The organism is Janthinobacterium pasteuri, from assembly GCF_051380775.1.
In the GTDB taxonomy this organism is placed as follows: domain Bacteria; phylum Pseudomonadota; class Gammaproteobacteria; order Burkholderiales; family Burkholderiaceae_D; genus Janthinobacterium.
Window position 1 is genome coordinate 108,015 of the sequence record NZ_JBNYXS010000016.1, and the last position, 22,230, is coordinate 130,244.

Consider the following 22,230-nt stretch of genomic DNA (forward strand, 5'->3'; position numbering starts at 1 on the left):
ATGCGCCGCTTGCTTGCCGCTGTTGTGCTGTCGTTGAGCATGTCCGGTGCCGTGGCCGCGCCGCCTGCCTTTGTGACTGTGGACGTGCCCGAAGCGCGGCTGGCCGGGGAAGGCGAGTATACCTGGTTCGGCATGCGTATTTATCGAGCGCAACTTTGGGTGGGGGCGCAGGGTTACCAGGGCGCGGCGTCGGCAACGGCGCCTTTTGTGCTGGAATTGCGCTACGCGCGCGCGCTCGATGGCAAGAAGATCGCCGAGGCCAGCTATGAACAGATGCAGAAGATAGGCGCTGGCACGGAAGCGCAGCGGCTGGCGTGGCTGGCCACCATGCAGCGCATCTTTCCTGACGTCAAGGAAGACCAGCGTATCGCGGGCGCCTACCGGGCCGGCATCGCGCCCGGCGTGCGCTTTTATCTCGATGGCAAGGTGCTGGCTGACGTGAGCGATGGCGACTTTGCGCGCGCCTTCTTCGCCATCTGGCTGTCGCCCGATTCGACGGCGCCCAAGCTGCGCGGCGCGCTGTTGCAGCATGCGGCGCCGCTGCCATGAATGCCGGGGCCAGCGCTCTGACCTTGCCGGCCTTGTTCAGTTATGGCCTGTTTGGCTTGCCGCTGGCCATGCTGGCGCTGCCTATCTATATCTATGTGGCGCCGTTTTATGCGCAGCGCAGCAGCCTTGACCTGGCGCAGATCGGCGCCGTGCTGCTGGCGGCCCGCATCGCCGCTGCCTTCATCGATCCGGCCCTGGGCGCCTGGATGGCGCGCGGCGGGCGCAGCTATGCCGCATATGTCGGCGCCGCGCTACCGCTGCTACTGCTGGGCTTTGGCGCCCTGTTTCATCCGCCATCCCTGTCGCATGGTGCTACTCTGGCCTGGTTCCTGGCTGCCTTGCTGCTCGTCTACACGGCCTATGGCCTGGCCGGCATCGCGCACCAGAGCTGGGGCGCGGCGCTGAGCCAGGCGCCCACGCAGCGGGCGCGGGTGGCGGCCGTGCGCGAAGGCTGCGGCTTGCTCGGCGTGATCCTGGCGGCGGCCCTGACCTCCGTGCTCGGCTATGACGGCTTGTCGCTGGCCTTTGCCATCTGCCTGCTGGCGACGGGCACATTGCTGCTGGCGCGCGCGCCGCGTCCGGCCTTGCGCACTGCGGGGGACGTGGTCGCCGGCAGTGGCTGGACAATCCCATTGCGCCAGCGCGCGTTTCGCTGGCTGTTCGCCGTCTTGCTCGTCAACGGCGTGGCCGCCGCCATCCCCGCCACCCTGTTCCTGTTCTTTGCCGGCGATTATCTGCGTCTGGGGCATTACGCCGGCCCGTTCCTGATCGTGTATTTTTGCGCGGCAGCCGCTTCGATGCCCGTGTGGGTGGCGCTGGCGCGCCGCTTTGGTGAAGCGCGCGCCTGGGGCGGCGCCATGTTGCTGGCCGCCAGCGTGTTTGTCTGGGCCTATGGCTTGGGCGCGGGCGCCGCCTGGGGCTTTGCCGCCATCTGCCTGCTGTCGGGCCTGGCGCTGGGCGCCGACCTGGCCTTGCCGCCAGCCCTGCTGGCAGGGCTGATCGGCGCGGCCGGTCATGCCGGGCGGCATGAAGCGGCATATTTCGGCTGGTGGAACTGGGGCGTGCAAATGAGCCTGGCACTGGCGGCCGGCATCGCCTTGCCCCTGCTGGCCTGGCTTGGCTATGTGCCGGGCAGCAGCAAAGGCTTGCCGGCCCTGTCAGCGGCCTACGCTTTGCTGCCCTGCGCCCTGAAACTGCTGGCAGCGTTGCTGCTGTGGCGCGCGCCTTTACAACATATATATAGCGATCACCTGGAGATTCGACCATGCACCTCATGAAATGTTGCCGACGCGGCATAGCGGCGGCGGCTGTGCTGCTGGCGCTGGCCGCCTGCTCAACGCCGCCTACACCGGCCACGTATGTGCAGGAACTGCCCGTACTGGATCTGCAGCAGTACTTCAATGGCACGCTCGATGCCCACGGCATCTTCCAGGACCGCTCGGGCAAGGTGGTCAAGCGTTTCACGGTGGTGATGCGGGCCAGCTGGGTGGGTGAGACGGGCACCCTGGACGAGGATTTCACGTATTCGGACGGCAGCAAACAACGGCGCGTGTGGACCCTGCGCAGGACGGCGCCCGGGCGCTTCATCGGCACGGCGCCGGACGTGGTCGGCGAGGCCATCGGCGAAGTGGCCGGCAATGCGTTGCGCTGGCAATACGTGCTGGCGCTGCCGGTCGATGGCACGGTCTACCACGTCGACTTCGAGGACTGGATGTTCCTGATGGATGACAAGGTCATGCTCAACCGCGCCGCCATGAGCAAGTTCGGCTTCAGCCTGGGTGCCGTCACTTTATCGTTCAGCAAACGTCCATCACAGGCGGCCCCATGAATCGCAAGATCAGCAGCTGGGCCGGCAAGCGCGTGTGGATCATCGGCGCCTCCAGCGGCATCGGCGCCGCATGCGCCACCTTGCTGCTGGGACAGGGCGCGTGCGTGGCCCTGTCGGCCCGCCATCGCGCCAGCCTGGAGCTGTTGTGCGAGGGGCAACCGCTGGCGCAGGCCTTGCCGCTCGATATCACCCAGCCCGCGCAGTTGCGGGCCGTCTGCGCGCACTTGCAGCAGCAGTGGACGCATATCGACCTGATACTGGTAGTCGCTGGCGGCTATCAGGCCATGCGTGCCGATAGTTTCGACCTGGAAGCGGCGCAGGGCTTGCTGGCCCTGAACGTGGGCGGCGTCTTCAACTGCCTGGAGCAGGCCTTGCCGTGGCTGTTGCGCCAGGGCAGCGGCGGCATCGGCATCGTCGCCTCGGTGGCCGGGTATGGCGGCTTGCCGAAGGCGCTCGCTTATGGCGCCAGCAAGGCCGCGCTGATCAATCTGACAGAGTCGCTGTACCTGGATTTGCATGGGCGCGGGATTGATGTGTATCAAATCAATCCCGGTTTTGTCGCCACGCCCCTGACGGCGGACAATGATTTCAAGATGCCTGCCCTGATGACGGCGCAAGACGCCGCCGCCGCCATGCTCGACGGTATCGAGCGGGGCCAGTTTCACATCCACTTCCCCAAGCGCTTTACGAATACCCTGCGCCTGGCGCGGCTGTTGCCGTACCGCGCCTATTTTTGGCTGATCCGCAAGGTGACGGGCGTATGACCGCAAGCAGCCAGGATACGGGGCAGACGGAAGGCGCGCTGGCGCGCCTGGTGGCGTTTTACGAGCACTTGAGCATCGAAAGCCTGGCGCAACTGGGCGCCGTGTACGCACCGGACGCCCATTTCAAGGACCCGTTCAACGAGGTGGTGGGGCATGCCGCCATCCTGGCCATCTTCGAGCATATGTTCGTGCAAGTCGATGCGCCGAGGTTTGTCGTGCTGGAAAGCCTGGGGCAGGGGACGCAATCCTTCCTGACGTGGGAGTTTCGTTTTCGCATGAAACGCCTGGTATCGGGCGAACAATGTATTCGTGGCGCAACGCATGTGCGCTTCGATACGCAAGGGCGGGTGGTCTTGCACCGCGATTATTGGGATGCCGCCGAAGAATTGTATGAAAAACTGCCTGTGCTGGGCGGTTTCATGCGCATGCTCCGGCGCGCAAGCCAGCGTTAAGCTTGTTTCTTGATGCTTTTCAGCAAAAAATCAAAAAAAGAAGAAGTAAATTGTGTGCAAATGAGCGGTAAGAAACTTGATTCCGATCAATTTGTCGTTTTTTTGACACAAATTTGTCAAAATATTGAGAAGGCAACATTGTAAGAAATTGTTTCAATTGATGCGCAATTTGCAAGCAGAAGTCGTCCTCATCCGTTGCTATCGGGTAGCCGACGCAGGCATGAGAAAACATGGAAAATATTTATATGTGAGCAATTTAAATTACTGGAAAGTCAGTAATTTCATTAATACTCTGGCTATTTTTCGTACGCGCTCGCCGACGAGCGAATTGGCGTCTACGCCCCTGAATAATGCCGCAACGCACCAAAATAGCGCACATTATTTCCCGTTTTTGGGCATCCGGCAGCAAACATTGGCGATGCCGTGTATGCTTCGTCCCGTTTATCCATTATCGCCTGACAAATTGTGCGCTTTGTCGCGTAAGTCTTGGAGGGCAAATGATGGGTAAAGCATGTTGACGTTTTAATCACTCGCCTGATACTGTTGCGCTAATACAACGGGTGCCAGCAAGCCATGCGCTATGATGGAATGGTCAATCAGGCCAATGCATTGGTTGGCAAGGGGCACTGGCTCTGTCGCGTAGTACGGTTGGCGATGGTCGGGATGCCCGAAAAAGCACCTGGCCTGGTACCGGAAGTAACATGTCGGAACTTGATGGAATGTGAAACGGTCGTTATAGTGCCGCTTCCGGTGCCTTTTGAGCACCGAACCGGCGCACGAATGACGGTCTTTATGCAGCCTTCAAGCTTATCGGTGCAATAGCGTACCGATACCGATATGAATGTTCCTCTGACCGGAACAGCAATGTGGCAGGTGGAGACCTTGCCCTCACTCATAAAAAGCGCTCTGCTAGAGCGCAGCTCGAGATGCATAGGCTGTATTACTTTTTGCTTCAAAATTAAAGGAAATCGCAATGAAAAAAACTCTGATCACCCTGGCAGTCCTGGCAGCAGCCACTGGCGTAGCCCAAGCTCAATCGAGCGTTGTTATCTACGGTACCGTTGACGCTGGTTTCGTCAGCGAGCGCGGCGGCGTTAAAGGCAACGTTAACAAACTGGACAGCGGCGTTGCTTCGGCTTCCCGTCTGGGCTTCAAAGGTACCGAAGATCTGGGCAGCGGCCTGTCGGCACTGTTCCTGTTGGAAGCGGGTTTCAACGTTGATTCCGGCGCGCAAGGTGCTCCAGGTAAAGCAGAAGCCCTGTTCGGCCGTCAAGCCTACGTAGGCCTGAGCAGCAAAACGACCGGTACCCTGACCCTGGGTCGTCAATACACGCCTTGGTACAACACCCTGTCGAAAGTTGCTGATCCATTCGCAGCTGGCTACGCTGGTTCCGCCAAGAACTTGTTCCCAGCGAACACCCGCACCAGCAACACCGTGCTGTACACCTCGCCAAACTTCAACGGCTTTGACGCTGACGTGGCTTACACCTTCGGCGAAAAAGCTGAGTCGAACAAATACGGTCGTCAAATCGGCGCGTCGGCTGGTTACAGCAACGGTCCTTTGAATGCTCGCCTGGCTTACAACAACACCAGCAACGACGACGTCGGCTTTCAAGCCGCTAGCGGCCGTAACTGGTTGGCTGCAGCTAACTACGACTTCGCAGTTGCTAAAGCTTACGTCGCATACGGCGCAAACAAAGGTCAATCCAGCGCACTGCGTAACAACACCGACCGTAATGCGTATAGCCTGACCCAACTGTCGGCAGCTCCTAGCACCGATAGCAACAACATCCTGGTCGGCGCAACCGTACCTGTTGGCCCAGCTGGCACCGTGATGGCTTCGTTCATCCGCACGAACGACAAAACCGCTGCTAACGCTGATGCTGATCAATGGGCACTGGGTTACTCCTACGCTCTGTCGAAGCGCACCAGCACCTACGCTTCGTACGCCAAGATCAAGAACAAAAACAACGCTGGCTACACCGTTGGTAACAACAGCAATGTTGGTACGGGCGACAAAGCCTTCAACGTTGGCGTTCGTCACTCGTTCTAATATTCGCGCAAGCGAAGCTTAGTACCGCTAAGGCATCCCTTCGGGGATGCTGCAAGCAAAGAAACGCGCTGTCTGGCTTCGGTCTGACGGCGCGTTTTTGCATGGGCGGCGCCAGTTATAATGGCGCCGTTACTCAAGTAAAGGAATGCCATGACTCCATTCAAATCGCCGCGCCTGCCCGTCCTGCTGGCCGCGCTGGGCGCGTTGTTATTCGCCAGCGCCACCGGTGCCACCTTCGCCGCAGCCAAGGGCAAGAAGCCGGCCGGACTGGAACGCTACGGCGTGGCCGTCTACTCGGACCTGTGCCTGCAAAAGGATAGCGGCGAAATCGGCGGCCAGCGCGTGACTCTGCACCGCTTTGCCGAGGCCGATTCCGTCATCTACGAATTCACGGCCGGTGCCCTGAGCTGGCCTATCGTCGCCAACGATGTCAACCTGAACGCCGCCACGGGCGCCTTCGATTTCACCATCGCGGGCGCCGACAGCGAAGAACGCACCATCGTCGGCAAGTTTTCCAAAGACGGGCAAACTCTGACCCTGGAAGGCGATTACTGCGGCGGCAATGTGCGCATGCCCATGAAATTGAGCCGCGTGCGCGATTTCGGCCGTCCCCTGAAAAATTGCTCGCCATGCCCGCCGATGCCGGAAGCGCCGGCGGAGGCCGTGCCTGCCGAGGAAAGCGTACCAGTGCCCGCTGCCTGAGCGATTGCCTCTGTCAAAAAGAAAAAGGCCCGGAATCGCCCGGGCCTTTGTTATTTCTCGCCTTGCAAGCGGCTTATTTTGCCGCCTGCGCCTTTTCCGCCGTGGCGCGGATGGTGGCCAGGGTGGCGTTCGGCGTGATCAGGTTGCCGTCGTAGCGCAGCTCGATCAGGGCCGGCAAGTTGTGTTCCCTGGCGTGCGCCAGCGCCCGCTGCAGGGCAGGGGCGAACTCTTCTGTCGTATTCACCACTTCACCATGCGCGCCATATGCTTGCGCCAGTGCCGCAAAATCCGGGTTGTGCAGGGTCGTGCCCGAGACGCGGCCCGGGTAATCGCGCTCCTGGTGCATGCGGATGGTGCCAAACATCTGGTTATTGAAGACGATGATGACCACGCCCGCCTGGTATTGCACGGCGGTGGCCAGTTCCTGGCCATTCATCATGTATTCGCCATCGCCGGCAAAGGTGATCACGGTGCGCTGCGGATGCACGATCTTCGCCGCCACGCCGGACGGCACGCCATAGCCCATGGCGCCATTTGTCGGCGCCAGCTGCGTGCGCATGCCGCCATAGCGGTAGAAGCGGTGCGCCCACGAGGCGTAATTGCCGGCGCCGTTCGTCAGGATGGTGTCGTGGGGAACCTGGGCCATGATCTCTTGCGTCACTTGCCACAGATCCAGCGGTGCCTGGCCATCCTGGAAGATGGGTGGGCGCTGCTGGTAGGCGGCAAGCTCGGCCTTGGCTTCGGCCGGCGACTGTTTCCATGCGGAAGCGTCGACGGGGGGCATGGCGGCCAGCATGGCGCAGACTTGCGGCATGCCGCTGTTGATCATCAGCTCGGCCTGGTAAACGCTGCCCAGCTCCTCGGCATCGGTATGGATGTGCACCAGGCGCTGGCGTGGCACGGGCGAGTCGAACAGGGTGTAGCCGCCCGTCGTCATTTCGCCGAGGCGCGGGCCGATGGCGATGACCAGGTCGGCATTTTTCACGCGCGCGGCCAGTTTCGGGTTGATGCCGATGCCGACGTCGCCGACGTAGTTCGGGTGGGCATTGTCGAGCAAGTCCTGGAAGCGGAAGGCGCAGGCGACGGGCAAGTGGTTCGCTTCGGCGAACTGTTGCAGGTCGGCGCACGCCTGCGGCGTCCAGGTGGTGCCGCCCAGCAACACCAGCGGCTGCTTCGCCGTCGCCAGCATTTCGCGCAGCTGCTGCAGCTGGGCGTCTGATGGCGCCGCCTGCACGGGCTGGTAGGCGCGCGTGTCGGCGACAGTCGCCATGGAAATGAGCATGTCTTCCGGCAGGGCCAGCACGACGGGGCCGGGGCGCCCGCTGGTGGCCACCTGGAAGGCGCGCGCCAGGTATTCGGGGATGCGCTCGGCGCGGTCGATCTGCGCCACCCACTTGGCCATCTGGCCGTACATGCGGCGGTAGTCGATTTCCTGGAACGCTTCGCGGTCGACGAAATCATTGCCCACCTGGCCGATGAACAGGATCATCGGCGTGGAATCCTGATACGCCGTGTGCACGCCGATCGAGGCGTTGGTGGCGCCCGGTCCCCGCGTGACGAAGCAGATGCCCGGCTTGCCCGTCAGCTTGCCGTAGGCTTCAGCCATGAAGGCGGCGCCACCCTCCTGGCGATTGATGATGAAGCGGATGCCCGAATCGTGCAGGGCGTCGAGCACGTCGAGGTAGCTTTCGCCTGGCACGCCAAAAGCGGTGTCGACACCGTGGATCTGCAGGGCATCGACCAGGATCTGGCCGCCGGTACGGGATTGTTGCGTCATGTTCGGCTCTTTATATTCTAGTGGGTGGCAAAGAAGTGGGGCAAGCGGTGCGCATGCGCTTGCATGCAAGCAGCTTGCCTCATTCTATGTGAGCCGATTTGGCCCGGCTTTTGAAATGGCGACACCGAATTACACAATCCCCCGGGCCGGGAGGGGGCGACGAGGGGCCTGCACAGGCGTTTTTGCAGAAACATGCTGCGGCGCGGTACAATGGCGGGTGAAGCAGGCCAGACAGTCGCTGGCCGGCGCAGCAATGCGCTGGCGGGAGGAAGGTCCGGACTCCATAGAGCGGGGTGACGGTTAACGGCCGTCCGCTGAAAGCCGCAAGCGCAGTTAGCCCATGGTATAAGGCGAGGAATAGGGCCACAGAGACGAGCGTATTAAGTTACGGTGAAACGCGGTAACCTCCACCTGGTGCAATTTCAAATAGGCACGCGATGATGCTGCTCGCGGAGCGTGCGGGTAGAAAGCTTGAGCGCCCGAGTAATCTGGCGCCTAGAGGAATGACTGTCATAGCGCCAACCTGCAAGGGAAGGCGCCGTAACAAAATCCGGCCTACCGGCCTGCTTCACTTGAATTCGTGCTCCCTGGCCTGCCGGGGAGCGTATCGGCCGCAGCGGTTTGCCTGCTGCGCGCCGCCAAAAAGCCCCCGCAACGGGGCTTTTTTTGTTTCCAAATATGTAGCATTACGGATAAAGTTGTATATACAACTAAAGGTGAATAATTGGTTAAAGTTTCTTGGTTACAATTAATTGCTGCCTTGCAAAAATAGTTTTCCTGTGACAGGCCAGCCCCGGAAAACAGTGCCGATACGCGTCAGGGGTGCTTTTCTTTTGCTTTAAACCAAGTCTTTTTCGGTGGCTGATTGCTGTTGTGTCCGGATGACGAAACTATTGTCATGTGTCAACTAACTGTAAAAAATTCAATTTTTCGATTTCGTTTTTTTCGATGTTTACGGTAGGAAAACACATGTGTGCAGATGAGGTAGCACATTCACTATCTTTCATAAGTATCTAATTTATCGATATATTTTAATTTGAGACTGCTTCAACGATATGCGCTAAGTCCTTAATTTCATTAATAAAATTCCTGTTTTGCCAATCGGAAACCGCTTGACCACTATCTTTGCTTCCTCTAAAGTGGGCAACTGTGTGAAAAAGTGTATTTTTGTGGGAAATTTTCCCTTTTCATCGTGATGCGCAAGCGTCGCAACCCAAGCTCAAAAAAGGTCTTCCGTGTTTCAAGGCGCGTCCGCAATTAATCTCGATGCCAAAGGCAGGATGTCTATCCCTGCCAAGCACCGTGACGCGCTGGCGATTCAATGCGAAGGCCGTTTGACCCTGACCAAACACCCTGATGGCTGCCTGCTGTTCTTCCCCCGACCCGTGTGGGAAAGCCACCGCCAGCAAATCGCCGCCTGGCCCATGTCGGCGCGCGCCTGGCAGCGCATCTTCCTCGGCAACGCCGTTGACGTCGAGCTGGACTCGGCTGGCCGCGTGCTGATCTCGCCCGAATTGCGCAACGCCGTGGGGCTGTCGCGCGAAGTCATGATGATCGGCATGGGCAGTCACTTTGAAATATGGGATGCCGTCAAGTTGGCTGACAAAGAACAGCAGGCGATCGATGCCGGCACCCCCGATGTACTTTCCAATTTTTCTTTCTAAGGCTCCGTAATGACACAACTCACGGTGCCGGAATTTCAGCATCGCACGGTGCTGCTCGATGAAGCGGTCGATGCGCTCGACCTGTCGGGTGATCGCGCGCACGGCATTTACGTCGATGGCACGTTTGGCCGCGGCGGACATAGCCGTTTGATCCTGTCGCGCCTGGCCGCGGATGCGCGCCTGATCGGCTTCGACAAGGATTTGCAAGCCATCGCCACGGCCGAACAGATCGGCGACCCCCGCTTTGAAATTGTCCATGACAGCTTTGCCACCATGACGGCCAGCCTGGCTGCGCGCGGCGTGCAGCAAGTGGACGGCATCTTGCTCGACCTGGGCATCTCGTCGCCGCAGGTCGACGATGCGGCGCGCGGTTTCAGCTTCCGCAACGACGGACCGCTGGACATGCGCATGGATACCACGCGCGGCATCTCCGCGGCCGAATGGCTAGCGGTGGAAACCGAGCAGAATTTAGAGAAAGTGATACGCGATTATGGGGAAGAACGGTTTGCTTTTCAGATTGCAAAGGCGATTGTTGCTGGCCGGGCAGTCCAGCCAATTTCAAGCACACGACAGCTTGCCAGCATCGTGGCAGGCGCCGTCAAGACCCGCGAGAAGGGTAAGGACCCCGCTACCCGCACCTTTCAGGCAATCCGCATTTTCATTAACAAAGAGCTCGAGGATCTCGAGATCGGTCTGAACCAGGCGTATGCCTGCCTGGCTCCCGGCGCGCGCATGGCCGTGATCAGCTTTCATTCGCTGGAAGACCGCATGGTCAAGCGCTTCTTCGCCTCGAAGGCGAACGTGGAGCAGCCTGACCGCCGCCTGCCGATCCGCGCGGTGGACTTGCCGCAGCCGGAAATGAAGCTGATTTTGAAGATGAAGCCGTCCGACGCCGAGATCGAGGGTAATCCCCGTTCGCGTTCGGCGGTGATGCGCGTGGCGCAGCGTTTGCCGCTGCTCACCCCTGCGAATGGCGGCTCGCGATGACTGGCAAGCTGTGTGTCGTGCTGTCGGCCCTGCTGGTGTGCTGCGGCCTGTCGCTGGTGAACGCGCAGTATCAGTCGCGCCACCTGCTGATCGACCTGGAACGCGCGCAAGCGTTGTCGCGCCAGCTCGACATCGACTGGGCGCAGCTGCAGCTCGATCAGTCGACCCTGGGCAAGCATGAACGCATCGAAGCGATTGCACGGCGCGACTTGAGCATGACGCCACTGACGGCGGCGCGTACGCAATACCTGACGGAGGGTGAATAATGAAGTTGGGCGGTAACAGCAACGGCCGGGTGGCGGCATCGAAAGGCGTGCCATTCTCGAAGAACCCCGTACTGGCAGTGCGTCTGCCCGTCTGGCGTTCGCGCGTCGTGCTGTTCCTGCTGTTCTTCGCTTTCGCCGGCCTGGGCGCGCGCGCCCTGTGGCTGCAGGGCGTGTCGACGCAGTTCCTGCAAAAGCAGGGCAAGGCACGCTACGAGCGCACGCTGGAACTGCCTGCCACGCGCGGCAAGATCACCGACCGCAACGGCCAGGTGCTGGCGTCTTCCGTGCCCGTGAAAGCCATCTGGGCCATTCCCGACGACGTGCTGCAGGCGTCGCCCGAGAAAATCAATGCGCTGGCCGGTCTGCTGGAAATGAACGTCAACGAATTGCGCAAGAAGCTCGATTCGGACCGCAGCTTCGTTTACCTGAAACGTCAGGTCGAGATGGACGTGGCTGACAAAATCTCCAAGCTGGGCATCGACGGCATCGACGAGCGCAAGGAATACAAGCGCTTTTATCCACAGGGCGAAGTGATGACCCACGTGGTGGGTTTTACCAACGTGGAAGACGTGGGCCAGGAAAGCATGGAACTGGCGCAGCAGAAAACCCTCGTCGGCACCACCGGCAGCCGCCGCGTGATCAAGGACCGCCTGGGTCACATCGTCGAAGACATCGGCTTCATCCACGAACCGCATGACGGCAAGGACCTGACCCTCTCGGTCGACAGCAAGATCCAGTACATCGCCTTCACACAATTGAAGGAAGCGGTGGAAAAATTCAATGCCAAGGCCGGCGGCGCCGTGGTGCTCGACGTACACACGGGCGAAGTGCTGGCCCTGGCCAATTACCCCAGCTACGACCCGAACGACCGCCGCAAGCTCACCGGGCAGCAGCTGCGCAACCGCGTCATGACCGACACCTTTGAACCCGGTTCGACCCTGAAACCGATCACCGTCTCGCTGGCGCTCGACACGGGGCGCGTCAAGCCGACCACCCTGATCGACACGGGGCCGGGCCGCTACACCATCGCCGACCGCACCATTACCGACACCAAGCCGCACGGCGTGATCAGTGTGGCCGAGATCATCGAGATGTCGTCGAACATCGGCACCTCGAAAATCGCGCTGGGCATGCCGTCGCAGGAAATGTGGGAAATGTTTACCAAGGTGGGCTTCGGCCAGCAGCCGAAATGGGGCTTCCCCGGCGCTGTGGCCGGTCGCGTGCGCCCGTATAAATCGTGGCGCCCGGTGGAACAGGCCACCATGAGTTACGGTAACGGCATTTCCGTCTCGCTGATCCAGCTGGCGCGCTCCTATATGATGTTCGCGCGCGATGGCGATACGATTCCATTGTCGTTCCAGAAGGTCAATGAACTGCCCGTGGGCCAGCAGGTGATCAAGCCGAAGACAGCCGCCGACATGCGCGCCATGCTGGAACTGGTGGTCTCCGGCGCGCACGGCTCGGCCAAGCGCGCCCAGGTCGCCGGCTACCGCGTGGGCGGCAAGACGGGTACCGCCTATAAAGTGGAAAACGGCCGCTATGCGATGCCGCGCAAATACATAGGTTCGTTCGTTGGCATGGTGCCGATGTCGGCGCCGCGCTTCATCATTGCCGTGATGATCGATGAGCCGACCGGCCCTGCCCACTATGGCGGCCAGGTTGCCGCACCCGCTTTCGCGGCGATTGCGACCAACGCGCTGCGCGCGATGAACGTACCACCCGATTCCTCCGTTACCGAAATCGTGGTCCCGGCCAATGCCGGCCCGGAGGCCATGTGAAGTCACTCATGACCATACAAGACATCAGTTTGTGGATCAAAGCGGCTGCCCCGTCCGGGCAGCTGACGTCCGATTCGCGCCGCGTGCAGCGCGGCGACGTGTTTTTTGCCTATGCGGGCGCCACGCATTTCATCGCCGCCGCCATCGAGCAGGGTGCCGCGGCCATCGTGCATGACGCCGTTGAGTGGAACGCCGCATGGAATGTGCCGCATCTGCTGGTCAGCGACCTGAAACGTCTGGCTGGCCCCGTGGCACATGCTGTTTACGACATGCCCGACAATGCCATGTTCAGCGCAGGCGTGACGGGCACGAATGGCAAGACCTCGTGCGCGCTATGGCTGGCGCAGGCTTTGGCACGCCTGGGCGAAACCTCGTCCGTCATCGGTACCTTGGGCGTGGGTTTGTGCAAGCCGCGCGGCGCCATCGAATTCGACGTGACCGGCTACACCACGCCCGACGCCGTGCTGCTGGCGCGTAAACTCGCCGCCATGCGCGACGCTGGCGCCAAGGCTGTTGCCATCGAAGTGTCGTCGATCGGCCTGGACCAGGAGCGCGCGGCCGGCATGCATTTTGATGTCGCCATGTTCACCAATTTGACGCGCGACCACCTCGATTACCACGGCGACATGGCGGCCTACGAGGCGGCCAAAGTCAGGCTGTTCGACTGGCCCGGCCTGAAAACGGCTGTCATCAACCTCGATGATCCCATGGGTCTGCGCCTGGCGCGTCACGTAGATGGCAAGCTGACAGGCGAGTATCCGGTCATCGGCTATACCCTGCAGGATGCAGCCAGCCAGCCGGACTTGCCGGGCGTGCTGATGCTGCGCGCCAGCCAGTTCCGCAGCCGCAATGCCGGCACCGACTTCCACCTGGAATGCGCGCTGGGCGTGGCGCTGGTCAAGACGCAGCTGGTGGGGCACTTCAATATCAGCAACGCGCTGGCCGTGCTGGGCGCCTTGCTGGCGCATGGCACCGGCCTGCGCGCCGCCATTGACGGCATCGAATCCCTGCAGCCGGCTCCCGGCCGCATGCAGCAGGTGGGTGGACAGGAAGCGCCGATGGTCGTCATCGATTACGCGCATACGCCGGACGCGCTGGAAAAAACCCTGGCAGCCTTGCGCCAGGTGGCGCAAGAACGGGGTGGCCAGCTGTGGTGCGTGTTCGGCTGCGGCGGCGACCGCGATCCGGGCAAGCGTCCGCAGATGGGCGCCATCGCGCAGCTGGCCGATCACGTGCTGGTCACCAGCGACAATCCGCGCAGCGAAGACCCGCATGCCATCATCGCGCAGATCGTCGCCGGCATGCGTGCAGACGGCCCGCAGGCGCAGGCCATCGAAGACCGCGCCGCTGCCATCCTGTCGGCCATCAAGCACGCCGCCAAGCCGGACGTGATCCTGCTTGCGGGCAAGGGCCATGAGCCGTACCAGGAAATCAAGGGCAAGAAACTGCCGTTCTCCGATGCCGACCATGCGCAGCTGGCCCTGTCCGCGCGCCTGACCATGATGAGGACGAACTGATGGACCGTCTCATACACGCAAGCCTGGTCGAACTGATGCCTGCCCTGCACGGCGCGCAGCTGACGGGCGACGCCGTTTTTGACGGTGTCTCCACCGACAGCCGCAGCGCGCCAGCCGGCTCGCTGTTCGTCGCCCTGCGCGGCGAGAGTTTCGACGCCCATGACTTCCTCGACCAGGTGGCCGCCAGTGGCGTCGCCGCCGTGGTGGTCGAGCGCTTGCCCGAAGGCTGGGACAGCGGCAAGGTTCCGGCCATCGTGGTCGCCGATACCCTGGTGGCGCTGGGGCGTATCGCCCATTACTGGCGCCGCCGTTTCAGCTTGCCCGTCATCGGCGTCACCGGCAGCAACGGCAAGACCACCGTCAAGGAAATGATTTCGTCCATCCTGGCGGCGGCCTTTGGCGAAGATGGTCGGCTGGCCACGCGCGGCAACCTGAATAATGAAATCGGCGTGCCACTGACCCTGTTCCGCCTGAGCGCGGAGCACCAGGCGGCCGTCATCGAGATGGGCATGAACCATCCTGGCGAAATCGGGCGCCTGGCGGCAATCGCCGCGCCGACGCTGGCGATGGTCAACAACGCGCAGCGCGAGCACCAGGAATTCATGCATACGGTGGAGGCCGTGGCGCGCGAGAACGGCGCCGCGCTGGCGGCATTGGCCGATGATGGCATCGCCGTCTTCCCGCATGGCGATGAATATACGCCCCTGTGGCGCGAACTGGCCGGTGCGCGCGCCGTCATCACCTTCGGGCTGTCGAAGGACGCCGATGTGAGCTGCACGCACCGTGTGGCTGAGGATTTTGGCAGCGACATGTTCGTCAGCGTGCGCGCGCAGGATGGCAGCTTGCGCCAGTTCTTTGTCGGCTTGCAGGCAGCGGGCGACCATAATGTGCGCAATGCGCTGGCCGCGGCGGCATGCGCCGTTGGCGCGGGTATCGCCATCGAACATATCAAGCAGGGGCTGGAGGCGTTCGCGCCCGTGAACGGCCGCCTGCAGAAAAAACGTGCCGCCAACGGCGCCACCATCATCGACGACACGTATAACGCCAATCCGGATTCGGCGCGCGCGGCCATCGATGTGCTGGCGCAGGCCGCAGCACCGCGCATCCTGGTGCTGGGCGAGATGGGCGAAGTCGGCACGCAGGGGCAGCAGTTCCACGAAGAGATCGGCGCCTACGCCGCCATCAAAGGCATCGAATACGTGCTGGCGACGGGCGGCCTGGCGCGCCATCTGGTGAATGCGGCGCAGGCTGCCGCCAGCCAGGAATCGGGCACGGTCGTGGAGTATTTCGAACAGTTCGACGGCTTGCTGGCGGCGCTCGATGCGCATTTGTCCGGCCGTTCGGATGCAACAGTATTAATCAAGGGCTCCCGCTTCATGAAAATGGAACGGGCCGTGCAGCATTTGATTGGTTCAAACAACAATAACAAGGAAGCTCACTAATCATGCTGCTCTGGCTCGCTCATTATTTCCAGGACGACATTGGCCCATTGCGGGTCTTTAACTTCATCACTTTCCGCGCCGTCTTCGCTACCCTGACGGCGATTTTGATCGGCCTGTGCGCCGGTCCCGCCGTGATCCGCATGCTCACGCGCATGAAGGTCGGCCAGGCCGTGCGCACGGACGGTCCGCAGACGCATCTGAAAAAACACGGCACGCCCACCATGGGCGGTGTGCTGATCCTGATCGCCATCGGCATTTCCACCCTGCTGTGGGCCGACCTGTCGAACCGCTTCATCTGGCCGGTCTTGATCGTCACCTTGGGCTTTGGCGCCGTCGGCTGGGCTGACGACTACCGCAAGGTGGTGCACCAGGACCCGGAAGGCATGCGCTCGCGCGAAAAATACTTCTGGCAGTCGCTGATCGGCATCGTCGCCGCCTTCTACCTGGCGTTTTCCGTCTCCGTGTCGGAACCCGACGCGGGTCACGTGTGGAATTTGATCTACGCCTGGGTGCAGTCCGGCTTTGCCATGGACTTGCCGCCCAAGGCCGATCTGATCGTGCCCTTCTTCAAAACCATTAGCTATCCGCTGGGTGTGTGGGGCTTCATCGCGCTGACCTACTGCGTCATCGTCGGCACCAGCAATGCCGTCAATTTCACCGATGGCCTGGATGGCCTGGCCATCATGCCGACCGTGATGGTGGGTACGGCCCTGGGCCTGTTCGCCTACCTGACGGGCAACGCGACCTATGCGCGCTACCTGTTCATTCCACACATTCCAGGTGCCGGCGAACTGGTGATCTTCTGCGGCGCGCTGGCCGGTTCCGGCCTGGCCTTCCTCTGGTATAACACGCACCCCGCGAAGGTGTTCATGGGTGACGTGGGCGCGCTGGCACTGGGCGGCGCGCTGGGCACCGTCGCCGTCATCGTGCGCCAGGAAATCGTCCTGTTCATCATGGGCGGCATCTTCGTCGTCGAAACGCTGTCCGTGATTATCCAGGTCGTCTGGTTCAAGTACACCAAGAAGCGCTATGGCGCTGGCCGCCGCGTTTTCCTGATGGCGCCACTGCATCACCATTTTGAACAAAAAGGCTGGAAAGAGACGCAGGTTGTCGTGCGTTTCTGGATCATCACCATGATGCTGGTGCTGCTCGGCCTGACCACCTTGAAGCTGCGCTGATGATGTACGACGCTAAAACCGCACTGGTACTGGGACTCGGGGAGTCGGGCCTGGCCATGGCCCTGTGGCTGGCCCGCAGCGGTGCGGCTGTGCGCGTGGCCGATACGCGCGAGGCACCAGAGCGCCTGGCCGCGCTGCAGGCCGCCGTGCCGCAGGCGCAGTTCATCGCCGGCGCCTTCACGGCCGACCTGCTCGACGGCGTCGATTTCGTCGCCGTCAGCCCCGGCCTGGCGCCGCAGCGCGAACTGGCGCTGATTACACCTGCCGCTGGCGAGAAAAATATCCCCGTGTGGGGCGAGATCGAACTGTTTGCGCAAGCGCTGGCGGCGTTGAAGGCGGAACGCGGCTATGCGCCGAAAGTGATCGCCATCACGGGCACCAACGGCAAGACGACAGTGACCAGCCTGGTGGGCTTGCTGTGCGAGCGCGCAGGCTTGGCCACGCGCGTGGCCGGCAATATCAGCCCGGCGGCGCTGGACGTGCTGCGCGAGGTACTCGATGCGGAGCCGGTGCCGCTGCCTGTTGCCGAGGGCGAGGAACCGGCAGAAGCCGTGGCCAGCACCTTGCCGCAAGCATGGATACTGGAACTGTCCAGCTTCCAGTTGCACACGACGTTCAGCCTGCAGGCCGATGCGGCCACGGTATTGAATCTGTCGCAGGACCACCTGGATTGGCACGGTGACATGGCCTCTTATGCGAGCGACAAGGCGCGCATCTTCGGCGACCAGACCGTGCGCATTCTGAACCGCGACGATGCTGCCGTGATGCACATGGCCGATCCGCTTGCGGAAACCATCACCTTCGGCACGGGCGAGCCGGTGGAAGTAGACAGCTTTGGCCTGGTCAATGAACGGGGCATCTTCTGGCTGGCGCAAGCCGTACCCAGCGAAGAAGTCATCGAGAAAAAACGCAGGAAGAACGATCCGGCGCCGGAACCGGTGCCGACGATGGCCAAGAAACTGATGCCGGCCGATGCGCTGAAAATCCGTGGCCAGCACAATGCCTCGAATGCGCTGGCGGCGCTGGCCCTGTGCCGCGCCATCGGCCTGCCATTCGCGCCGTTGCTGCATGGCTTGCGCGAGTACCAGGGCGAGCCGCACAGGGTGGAACTGATCACCGCTGTGAATGATGTCGAATACTACGACGACAGCAAGGGCACCAACGTGGGCGCGACAGTGGCCGCCCTGTTCGGCCTGGGCAAGGCGTTTGGCGGCGCGGAACAGCGCCTGGTGCTGATCGCCGGCGGTGATGGCAAGGGGCAGGATTTCTCGCCGCTGGCTGAACCCGTGTCGCGCTATGTGCGTGCCGTGGTGCTGATCGGCCGCGACGCGCCTGCGTTGCGCACGGCTCTGGAACCGGCGGGCGTGGATATCATCGACTGCGCCACCTTGCCGGAGGCGGTCAAGCGCGCCAGCAGCCTGGCCCTGGCCGGCGATGCCGTGCTGCTGTCGCCCGCGTGCGCCAGCCTGGACATGTTCAAGAACTACGCGCACCGCGCGCAGGTGTTTGTCGACGCCGTGCGCGATATCGCACTGGAAAACGGACAGGATATCTGATGGCCTTCCAACTGCCCTTCAGCTTTGGTTCCGGCTCGGCTGCCAAGCCGCTGGATAGCCGCGCGCGGCAGTCGAAGATGATGGACTATGACAAGCCACTGGTGTGGGTCGTCCTGCTGCTCATGTTGCTGGGCATGGTGATGGTGTATTCGGCCTCGATCTCGCTGTCGGACGCGCGCAAGTTCGCCGCCTACACGAACAATTATTTCGTCGTTCGCCAGGCGCTGTTCATCGGCGTGTCGATCATCGCCGCGGCGCTGGTGTTCCGCATCCGTGTCGCTACCTGGCAAAAGATGGCGCCATGGCTGTTCATCGGTACGCTGGTGCTGCTGGTGATGGTGCTGATACCTGGCCTGGGCGTATCGGTCAATGGCGGCCGCCGCTGGCTGAACCTGCCGGGCCTGCGGCCGCAGCCGTCCGAGTTGATGAAGGTGGTGATGGTGCTGTACGCGGCCGACTACACGGTGCGCAAGCAGGAATACATGCACAAATTGACCAAGGGCTTCATGCCGATGGCGCTGGCCGTCAGCTTCGTCGGCCTGCTGCTGCTGATGGAGCCCGACCTGGGCGCTTTTGGCGTGATCGTCTGCATCGCCATGGGCATTCTGTTTTTGGGCGGCGTTAACGCCATCTGGTTCGGCGGCATCGGCGCCATGCTGACGGCGATCTTCGTCACCATCATCGCCTTGTCGAAATTCCGCCGCGAGCGGTTTTTTGCGTATCTCGATCCGTGGCAGGAAGACAATGCGCTCAACAAGGCTTACCAGCTGACGCACTCGCTGATCGCCTTCGGGCGCGGCGAACTGTTTGGCGTGGGCCTGGGCGGCAGCGTGGAAAAACTGCACTACCTGCCCGAAGCACATACGGACTTTCTGCTGGCCGTGATCGGCGAGGAACTGGGTCTGGTGGGCGTGCTGGTCGTGATCGGCATGTTCTATTGGATTATCAAGCGGGCGTTCGACATCGGCCGCCAGGCGATCGCCATCGACCAGACCTTCGCGGGACTGACGGCGAAAGGCATCGCCATCTGGATCGGCGTGCAGACCTTCATCAACATGGGCGTGAACCTGGGCCTGCTGCCGACCAAGGGCCTGACTTTGCCTTTGATGAGTTATGGCGGCACGGGCGTACTGATTAACTGTATCGGCCTGGCGATCTTGCTGCGCATCGATTACGAAAACCGGATCCTGATGCGCGGAGGCCGGCTATGAACAACGTGACGAATTTGAAAACGACGAAAAGACTGATGATCATGGCGGCCGGTACCGGCGGCCATATTTTCCCGGGCCTGGCGATTGCGCAGACGATGCGCGCGCGCGGCTGGGAAGTGAGCTGGCTGGGCACGACCCACGGCATGGAGCAGGAGCTGGTGCCGAAGAGCGGCATTCCCATGGACGCCATCGCGTTCTCCGGCATGCGCGGCAAGGGCCTGGCGCACACCATCCAGGGCGGCTTCAGGATGCTGGCGAGCTTCTTTGCCATCCGCCGTTTCATCGCCAGCCGCAAGCCCGACGTGGTGATGGGCATGGGCGGCTACGTTACCGTGCCGGGCGGACTGATGGCGCGCCTGAAGGGCGTGCCGCTGGTGCTGGTGAATGCCGACGCGGCGCTGCTGCTGTCGAACAAGACGCTGGTGCCGCTGGCGCAAAAGGTTTGCTTCGGTTTTCCCGCCGATTTCGGCAGCGCCGCAGGCAAGGCCGTCGTCACGGGCAATCCCGTGCGCGCGGAGATTCTCGCCATGGCGCCGCCGGCATCCCGCTTTGCGGGTCGCAGCGGGCCGCTGCGCATCCTGGTGGTGGGCGGCAGCCTGGGCGCGAAAGCGCTGAACGACAATCTGCCCGCTGCGCTGGCTTTGATGCCGGAGGGCGAACGTCCGCTGGTGACGCACCAGTCGGGCAAGAAGAATATCGACGCCCTGCATGCCGCGTATGCGCAGGCGGGCGTGCGCGCCAATGTGGTCGATTTCATCGACGACATGGCCAAGGCGTATACCGAGGCCGATCTGGTGATTTGCCGCGCTGGCGCGATCACCCTGTCGGAATTGACGGCGGCCGGCGTGGCCAGCGTGCTCGTGCCGCTGGTGGCGTCGACCACCAGCCACCAGCGTGACAATGCGCAATGGATGGCGAAGCAGGGCGCGGCGATTCATTTGCCGCAGACGGAAATGAGTGCAGCGTCGCTGAGTGCGATGCTGGCGTCTTTGACGCGCGACAGCTGCCAGCAGATGGCGCAAGCGGCACTGGCAGCAGGCAGGCGCGACGCCAATGAGGCGATCGCACACGTATTGGAAAAACTGGCATGAGGTTAGCTCTGTGAAGCATAAAGTAAACAATATCCACTTTGTCGGCATTGGCGGCAGCGGCATGAGCGGCATCGCCGAAGTGCTGGTCAACCTGGGCTACAAGGTGTCGGGCTCCGACCTGGGCAGCAATGCGGCGACGCAGCGCCTGGCGAGCCTGGGCGCGACTGTCATGCTCGGCCACGCGGCCGAGCATATCGGCGACGCTGATGCGGTCGTGACGTCGGGCGCCGTCCCGCAAGACAATCCGGAAGTGGTAGCCGCGCGCGCGCGCAAGATCCCGCTGGTGCCGCGCGCCGTGATGCTCGGTGAATTGATGCGTTTGAAACGAGGCATCGCCATCGCCGGCACGCACGGCAAGACGACGACCACCAGCCTGGTCGCTTCGGTGCTGGCGCAGGGCGGCCTCGATCCTACTTTTGTGATCGGTGGACGCCTGACCAGCGCCGGCGCTAACGCCAAGCTCGGTTCGGGCGACTACCTGGTGGCCGAAGCCGATGAGTCGGACGCCTCGTTCCTGAACCTGACGCCGATGATCGAAGTGATCACGAATATCGACGCCGATCACATGGACACCTACGAGCACGATTTCGAAAAGCTCAAGCAGGCGTTCGTGCAGTTCACGCACCGTCTGCCTTTCTATGGCCGTGCCATGCTGTGCATCGACGATCCGCACGTACGCGCCATCATCCCGTTCGTCACCAAGCCGGTCACCACCTATGGCTTCGCGGAGGACGCCGAAGTGCGCGCCATCAACGCGCGCGCCGTGGGCCTGGAAATGCATTTCACGGTGCTGCAGGACGGCTATCCTGATCTCGACGTGGTGTTGAACCAGCCTGGCATGCACAATGTGCAAAATGCCTGCTCGGCGATCGCCATCGCGCGCGAAATTGGCATCGCCGACAGTGCGACGCAGCAGGGCCTGGCCGAGTTCTCCGGCGTGGGCCGGCGCTTCACGCGCTATGGCGACGTGGCGCTGCCGAACGGCGGTACTTTTGCGCTGGTCGACGATTTCGGCCACCATCCGGTGGAAACGGAAGTGACCCTGGCCGCTGCGCGCGCTGCCTATCCTGGCCGCCGCCTGGTGCTGGCTTTCCAGCCGCACCGCTACAGCCGCACGCGCGACCTGTTCGAGGATTTCGTCAAGGTGCTCGGTGCGCCCGACGTGCTGCTGTTGTCCGAAGTGTATGCGGCGGGCGAAGCGCCTATCGTCGCCGCCGACGGGCGCGCCCTGGCGCATGCGCTGCGCGCGCGCGGCAAGATCGAACCGATTTTCGTCGAGTCGATGACGGACATGGCCGACACCATCATGAGCGTGGCGCGCGACGGTGACGTCGTGCTGACCATGGGGGCGGGCTCGATCAGCGGCATCCCGCAACAACTGACAACGTATCAATCTCACACTGTAAAGGCCTGAC

19 protein-coding genes and 1 other RNA gene are annotated in these 22,230 nt (G+C 62.1%); 19 read left to right on the plus strand and 1 reads right to left on the minus strand.

The window, feature by feature from the left end; translation table 11 throughout:
- From ACQ4WN_RS17025 to ACQ4WN_RS17055, 7 genes are all read left to right on the plus strand, one after another.
- A complete protein-coding gene (locus tag ACQ4WN_RS17025; protein ID WP_436552606.1) occupies positions 1-549 on the plus strand; it encodes a chalcone isomerase family protein in 549 nt (182 codons plus the stop codon).
- Positions 546-1,826, plus strand: coding sequence for an MFS transporter (locus tag ACQ4WN_RS17030; protein WP_436552607.1), 1,281 nt, complete (start codon positions 546-548; stop codon positions 1,824-1,826). Before ACQ4WN_RS17025 ends, ACQ4WN_RS17030 begins: the two co-directional genes overlap by 4 nt.
- The gene (locus ACQ4WN_RS17035) at positions 1,814-2,377 is read left to right on the plus strand and encodes a DUF3833 domain-containing protein (protein WP_436552608.1); all 564 of its coding nucleotides are present in this window, start codon (positions 1,814-1,816) and stop codon (positions 2,375-2,377) included. The genes ACQ4WN_RS17030 and ACQ4WN_RS17035 overlap by 13 nt, the downstream gene beginning before the upstream one ends.
- Positions 2,374-3,141, plus strand: a complete 768-nt coding sequence (locus ACQ4WN_RS17040) for an SDR family NAD(P)-dependent oxidoreductase (RefSeq protein WP_436552609.1) — start codon at positions 2,374-2,376, stop codon at positions 3,139-3,141. The genes ACQ4WN_RS17035 and ACQ4WN_RS17040 overlap by 4 nt, the downstream gene beginning before the upstream one ends.
- Positions 3,138-3,593, plus strand: coding sequence for a nuclear transport factor 2 family protein (locus ACQ4WN_RS17045; RefSeq protein ID WP_436552610.1), 456 nt, complete (start codon positions 3,138-3,140; stop codon positions 3,591-3,593). Before ACQ4WN_RS17040 ends, ACQ4WN_RS17045 begins: the two co-directional genes overlap by 4 nt.
- A gap of 973 nt (positions 3,594-4,566) precedes the next feature.
- Entirely contained in the window at positions 4,567-5,646 is a 1,080-nt protein-coding gene (locus ACQ4WN_RS17050) for a porin (protein ID WP_436552611.1), read from the plus strand.
- A 150-nt stretch (positions 5,647-5,796) separates the two neighbouring features.
- The gene (locus tag ACQ4WN_RS17055) at positions 5,797-6,348 is read left to right on the plus strand and encodes a hypothetical protein (RefSeq protein WP_436552612.1); all 552 of its coding nucleotides are present in this window, start codon (positions 5,797-5,799) and stop codon (positions 6,346-6,348) included.
- A gap of 73 nt (positions 6,349-6,421) precedes the next feature.
- Here the strand turns inward: ACQ4WN_RS17055 and ACQ4WN_RS17060 are convergent, their stop codons facing one another.
- Positions 6,422-8,125, minus strand: coding sequence for a thiamine pyrophosphate-binding protein (locus ACQ4WN_RS17060; protein WP_436552613.1), 1,704 nt, complete (start codon positions 8,123-8,125; stop codon positions 6,422-6,424).
- Between the two features lie 219 nt (positions 8,126-8,344).
- Here ACQ4WN_RS17060 and rnpB point away from each other — a divergent pair.
- The 12 genes from rnpB to murC all read left to right on the plus strand — a co-directional run bounded on the left by rnpB (position 8,345) and on the right by murC (position 22,229).
- Positions 8,345-8,699, plus strand: an RNA gene (gene rnpB / locus ACQ4WN_RS17065) — RNase P RNA component class A.
- A 661-nt stretch (positions 8,700-9,360) separates the two neighbouring features.
- On the plus strand, positions 9,361-9,789 hold the full coding sequence (gene mraZ, locus ACQ4WN_RS17070; protein WP_101483922.1) for a division/cell wall cluster transcriptional repressor MraZ: 429 nt from the start codon (positions 9,361-9,363) through the stop codon (positions 9,787-9,789).
- Positions 9,790-9,798: 9 nt separating this feature from the next.
- Positions 9,799-10,776, plus strand: a complete 978-nt coding sequence (gene rsmH, locus ACQ4WN_RS17075) for a 16S rRNA (cytosine(1402)-N(4))-methyltransferase RsmH (RefSeq protein WP_436552614.1) — start codon at positions 9,799-9,801, stop codon at positions 10,774-10,776.
- The gene (ftsL, locus tag ACQ4WN_RS17080; protein WP_010394930.1) at positions 10,773-11,042 is read left to right on the plus strand and encodes a cell division protein FtsL; all 270 of its coding nucleotides are present in this window, start codon (positions 10,773-10,775) and stop codon (positions 11,040-11,042) included. Before rsmH ends, ftsL begins: the two co-directional genes overlap by 4 nt.
- On the plus strand, positions 11,042-12,820 hold the full coding sequence (locus ACQ4WN_RS17085) for a peptidoglycan D,D-transpeptidase FtsI family protein (RefSeq protein ID WP_436552615.1): 1,779 nt from the start codon (positions 11,042-11,044) through the stop codon (positions 12,818-12,820). Before ftsL ends, ACQ4WN_RS17085 begins: the two co-directional genes overlap by 1 nt.
- A gap of 8 nt (positions 12,821-12,828) precedes the next feature.
- Entirely contained in the window at positions 12,829-14,337 is a 1,509-nt protein-coding gene (locus ACQ4WN_RS17090; RefSeq protein ID WP_436552616.1) for a UDP-N-acetylmuramoyl-L-alanyl-D-glutamate--2,6-diaminopimelate ligase, read from the plus strand.
- Complete coding sequence (locus ACQ4WN_RS17095) at positions 14,337-15,779, plus strand: UDP-N-acetylmuramoyl-tripeptide--D-alanyl-D-alanine ligase (RefSeq protein ID WP_436552617.1); 1,443 nt, start codon at positions 14,337-14,339, stop codon at positions 15,777-15,779. Before ACQ4WN_RS17090 ends, ACQ4WN_RS17095 begins: the two co-directional genes overlap by 1 nt.
- A 2-nt stretch (positions 15,780-15,781) precedes the next feature.
- Positions 15,782-16,957 (plus strand): phospho-N-acetylmuramoyl-pentapeptide-transferase, encoded by a 1,176-nt coding sequence (gene mraY, locus ACQ4WN_RS17100; protein ID WP_071079386.1) that lies wholly within the window; start codon positions 15,782-15,784, stop codon positions 16,955-16,957.
- Entirely contained in the window at positions 16,957-18,513 is a 1,557-nt protein-coding gene (murD, locus tag ACQ4WN_RS17105; RefSeq protein WP_436552618.1) for a UDP-N-acetylmuramoyl-L-alanine--D-glutamate ligase, read from the plus strand. Before mraY ends, murD begins: the two co-directional genes overlap by 1 nt.
- Positions 18,513-19,724, plus strand: coding sequence for a putative lipid II flippase FtsW (ftsW, locus tag ACQ4WN_RS17110; RefSeq protein WP_436552619.1), 1,212 nt, complete (start codon positions 18,513-18,515; stop codon positions 19,722-19,724). Before murD ends, ftsW begins: the two co-directional genes overlap by 1 nt.
- Complete coding sequence (murG, locus tag ACQ4WN_RS17115) at positions 19,721-20,815, plus strand: undecaprenyldiphospho-muramoylpentapeptide beta-N-acetylglucosaminyltransferase (RefSeq protein WP_436552620.1); 1,095 nt, start codon at positions 19,721-19,723, stop codon at positions 20,813-20,815. Before ftsW ends, murG begins: the two co-directional genes overlap by 4 nt.
- A 10-nt stretch (positions 20,816-20,825) precedes the next feature.
- Positions 20,826-22,229, plus strand: coding sequence for a UDP-N-acetylmuramate--L-alanine ligase (gene murC, locus ACQ4WN_RS17120; RefSeq protein WP_436552621.1), 1,404 nt, complete (start codon positions 20,826-20,828; stop codon positions 22,227-22,229).
- The last annotated feature ends 1 nt before the right edge of the window (position 22,230 follow it).

Bases quoted from the DNA above. Each gene is read 5' to 3' on its own strand.
- ACQ4WN_RS17025 (WP_436552606.1), top strand. From the start codon at position 1: ATGCGCCGCTTGCTTGCCGCTGTTGTGCTGTCGTTGAGCATGTCCGGT.
- ACQ4WN_RS17030 (WP_436552607.1), top strand. From the start codon at position 546: ATGAATGCCGGGGCCAGCGCTCTGACCTTGCCGGCCTTGTTCAGTTAT.
- ACQ4WN_RS17035 (WP_436552608.1), top strand. From the start codon at position 1,814: ATGCACCTCATGAAATGTTGCCGACGCGGCATAGCGGCGGCGGCTGTG.
- ACQ4WN_RS17040 (WP_436552609.1), top strand. From the start codon at position 2,374: ATGAATCGCAAGATCAGCAGCTGGGCCGGCAAGCGCGTGTGGATCATC.
- ACQ4WN_RS17045 (WP_436552610.1), top strand. From the start codon at position 3,138: ATGACCGCAAGCAGCCAGGATACGGGGCAGACGGAAGGCGCGCTGGCG.
- ACQ4WN_RS17050 (WP_436552611.1), top strand. From the start codon at position 4,567: ATGAAAAAAACTCTGATCACCCTGGCAGTCCTGGCAGCAGCCACTGGC.
- ACQ4WN_RS17055 (WP_436552612.1), top strand. From the start codon at position 5,797: ATGACTCCATTCAAATCGCCGCGCCTGCCCGTCCTGCTGGCCGCGCTG.
- ACQ4WN_RS17060 (WP_436552613.1), bottom strand. From the start codon at position 8,125: ATGACGCAACAATCCCGTACCGGCGGCCAGATCCTGGTCGATGCCCTG.
- rsmH (WP_436552614.1), top strand. From the start codon at position 9,799: ATGACACAACTCACGGTGCCGGAATTTCAGCATCGCACGGTGCTGCTC.
- ftsL (WP_010394930.1), top strand. From the start codon at position 10,773: ATGACTGGCAAGCTGTGTGTCGTGCTGTCGGCCCTGCTGGTGTGCTGC.
- ACQ4WN_RS17085 (WP_436552615.1), top strand. From the start codon at position 11,042: ATGAAGTTGGGCGGTAACAGCAACGGCCGGGTGGCGGCATCGAAAGGC.
- ACQ4WN_RS17090 (WP_436552616.1), top strand. From the start codon at position 12,829: ATGACCATACAAGACATCAGTTTGTGGATCAAAGCGGCTGCCCCGTCC.
- ACQ4WN_RS17095 (WP_436552617.1), top strand. From the start codon at position 14,337: ATGGACCGTCTCATACACGCAAGCCTGGTCGAACTGATGCCTGCCCTG.
- mraY (WP_071079386.1), top strand. From the start codon at position 15,782: ATGCTGCTCTGGCTCGCTCATTATTTCCAGGACGACATTGGCCCATTG.
- murD (WP_436552618.1), top strand. From the start codon at position 16,957: ATGATGTACGACGCTAAAACCGCACTGGTACTGGGACTCGGGGAGTCG.
- ftsW (WP_436552619.1), top strand. From the start codon at position 18,513: ATGGCCTTCCAACTGCCCTTCAGCTTTGGTTCCGGCTCGGCTGCCAAG.
- murG (WP_436552620.1), top strand. From the start codon at position 19,721: ATGAACAACGTGACGAATTTGAAAACGACGAAAAGACTGATGATCATG.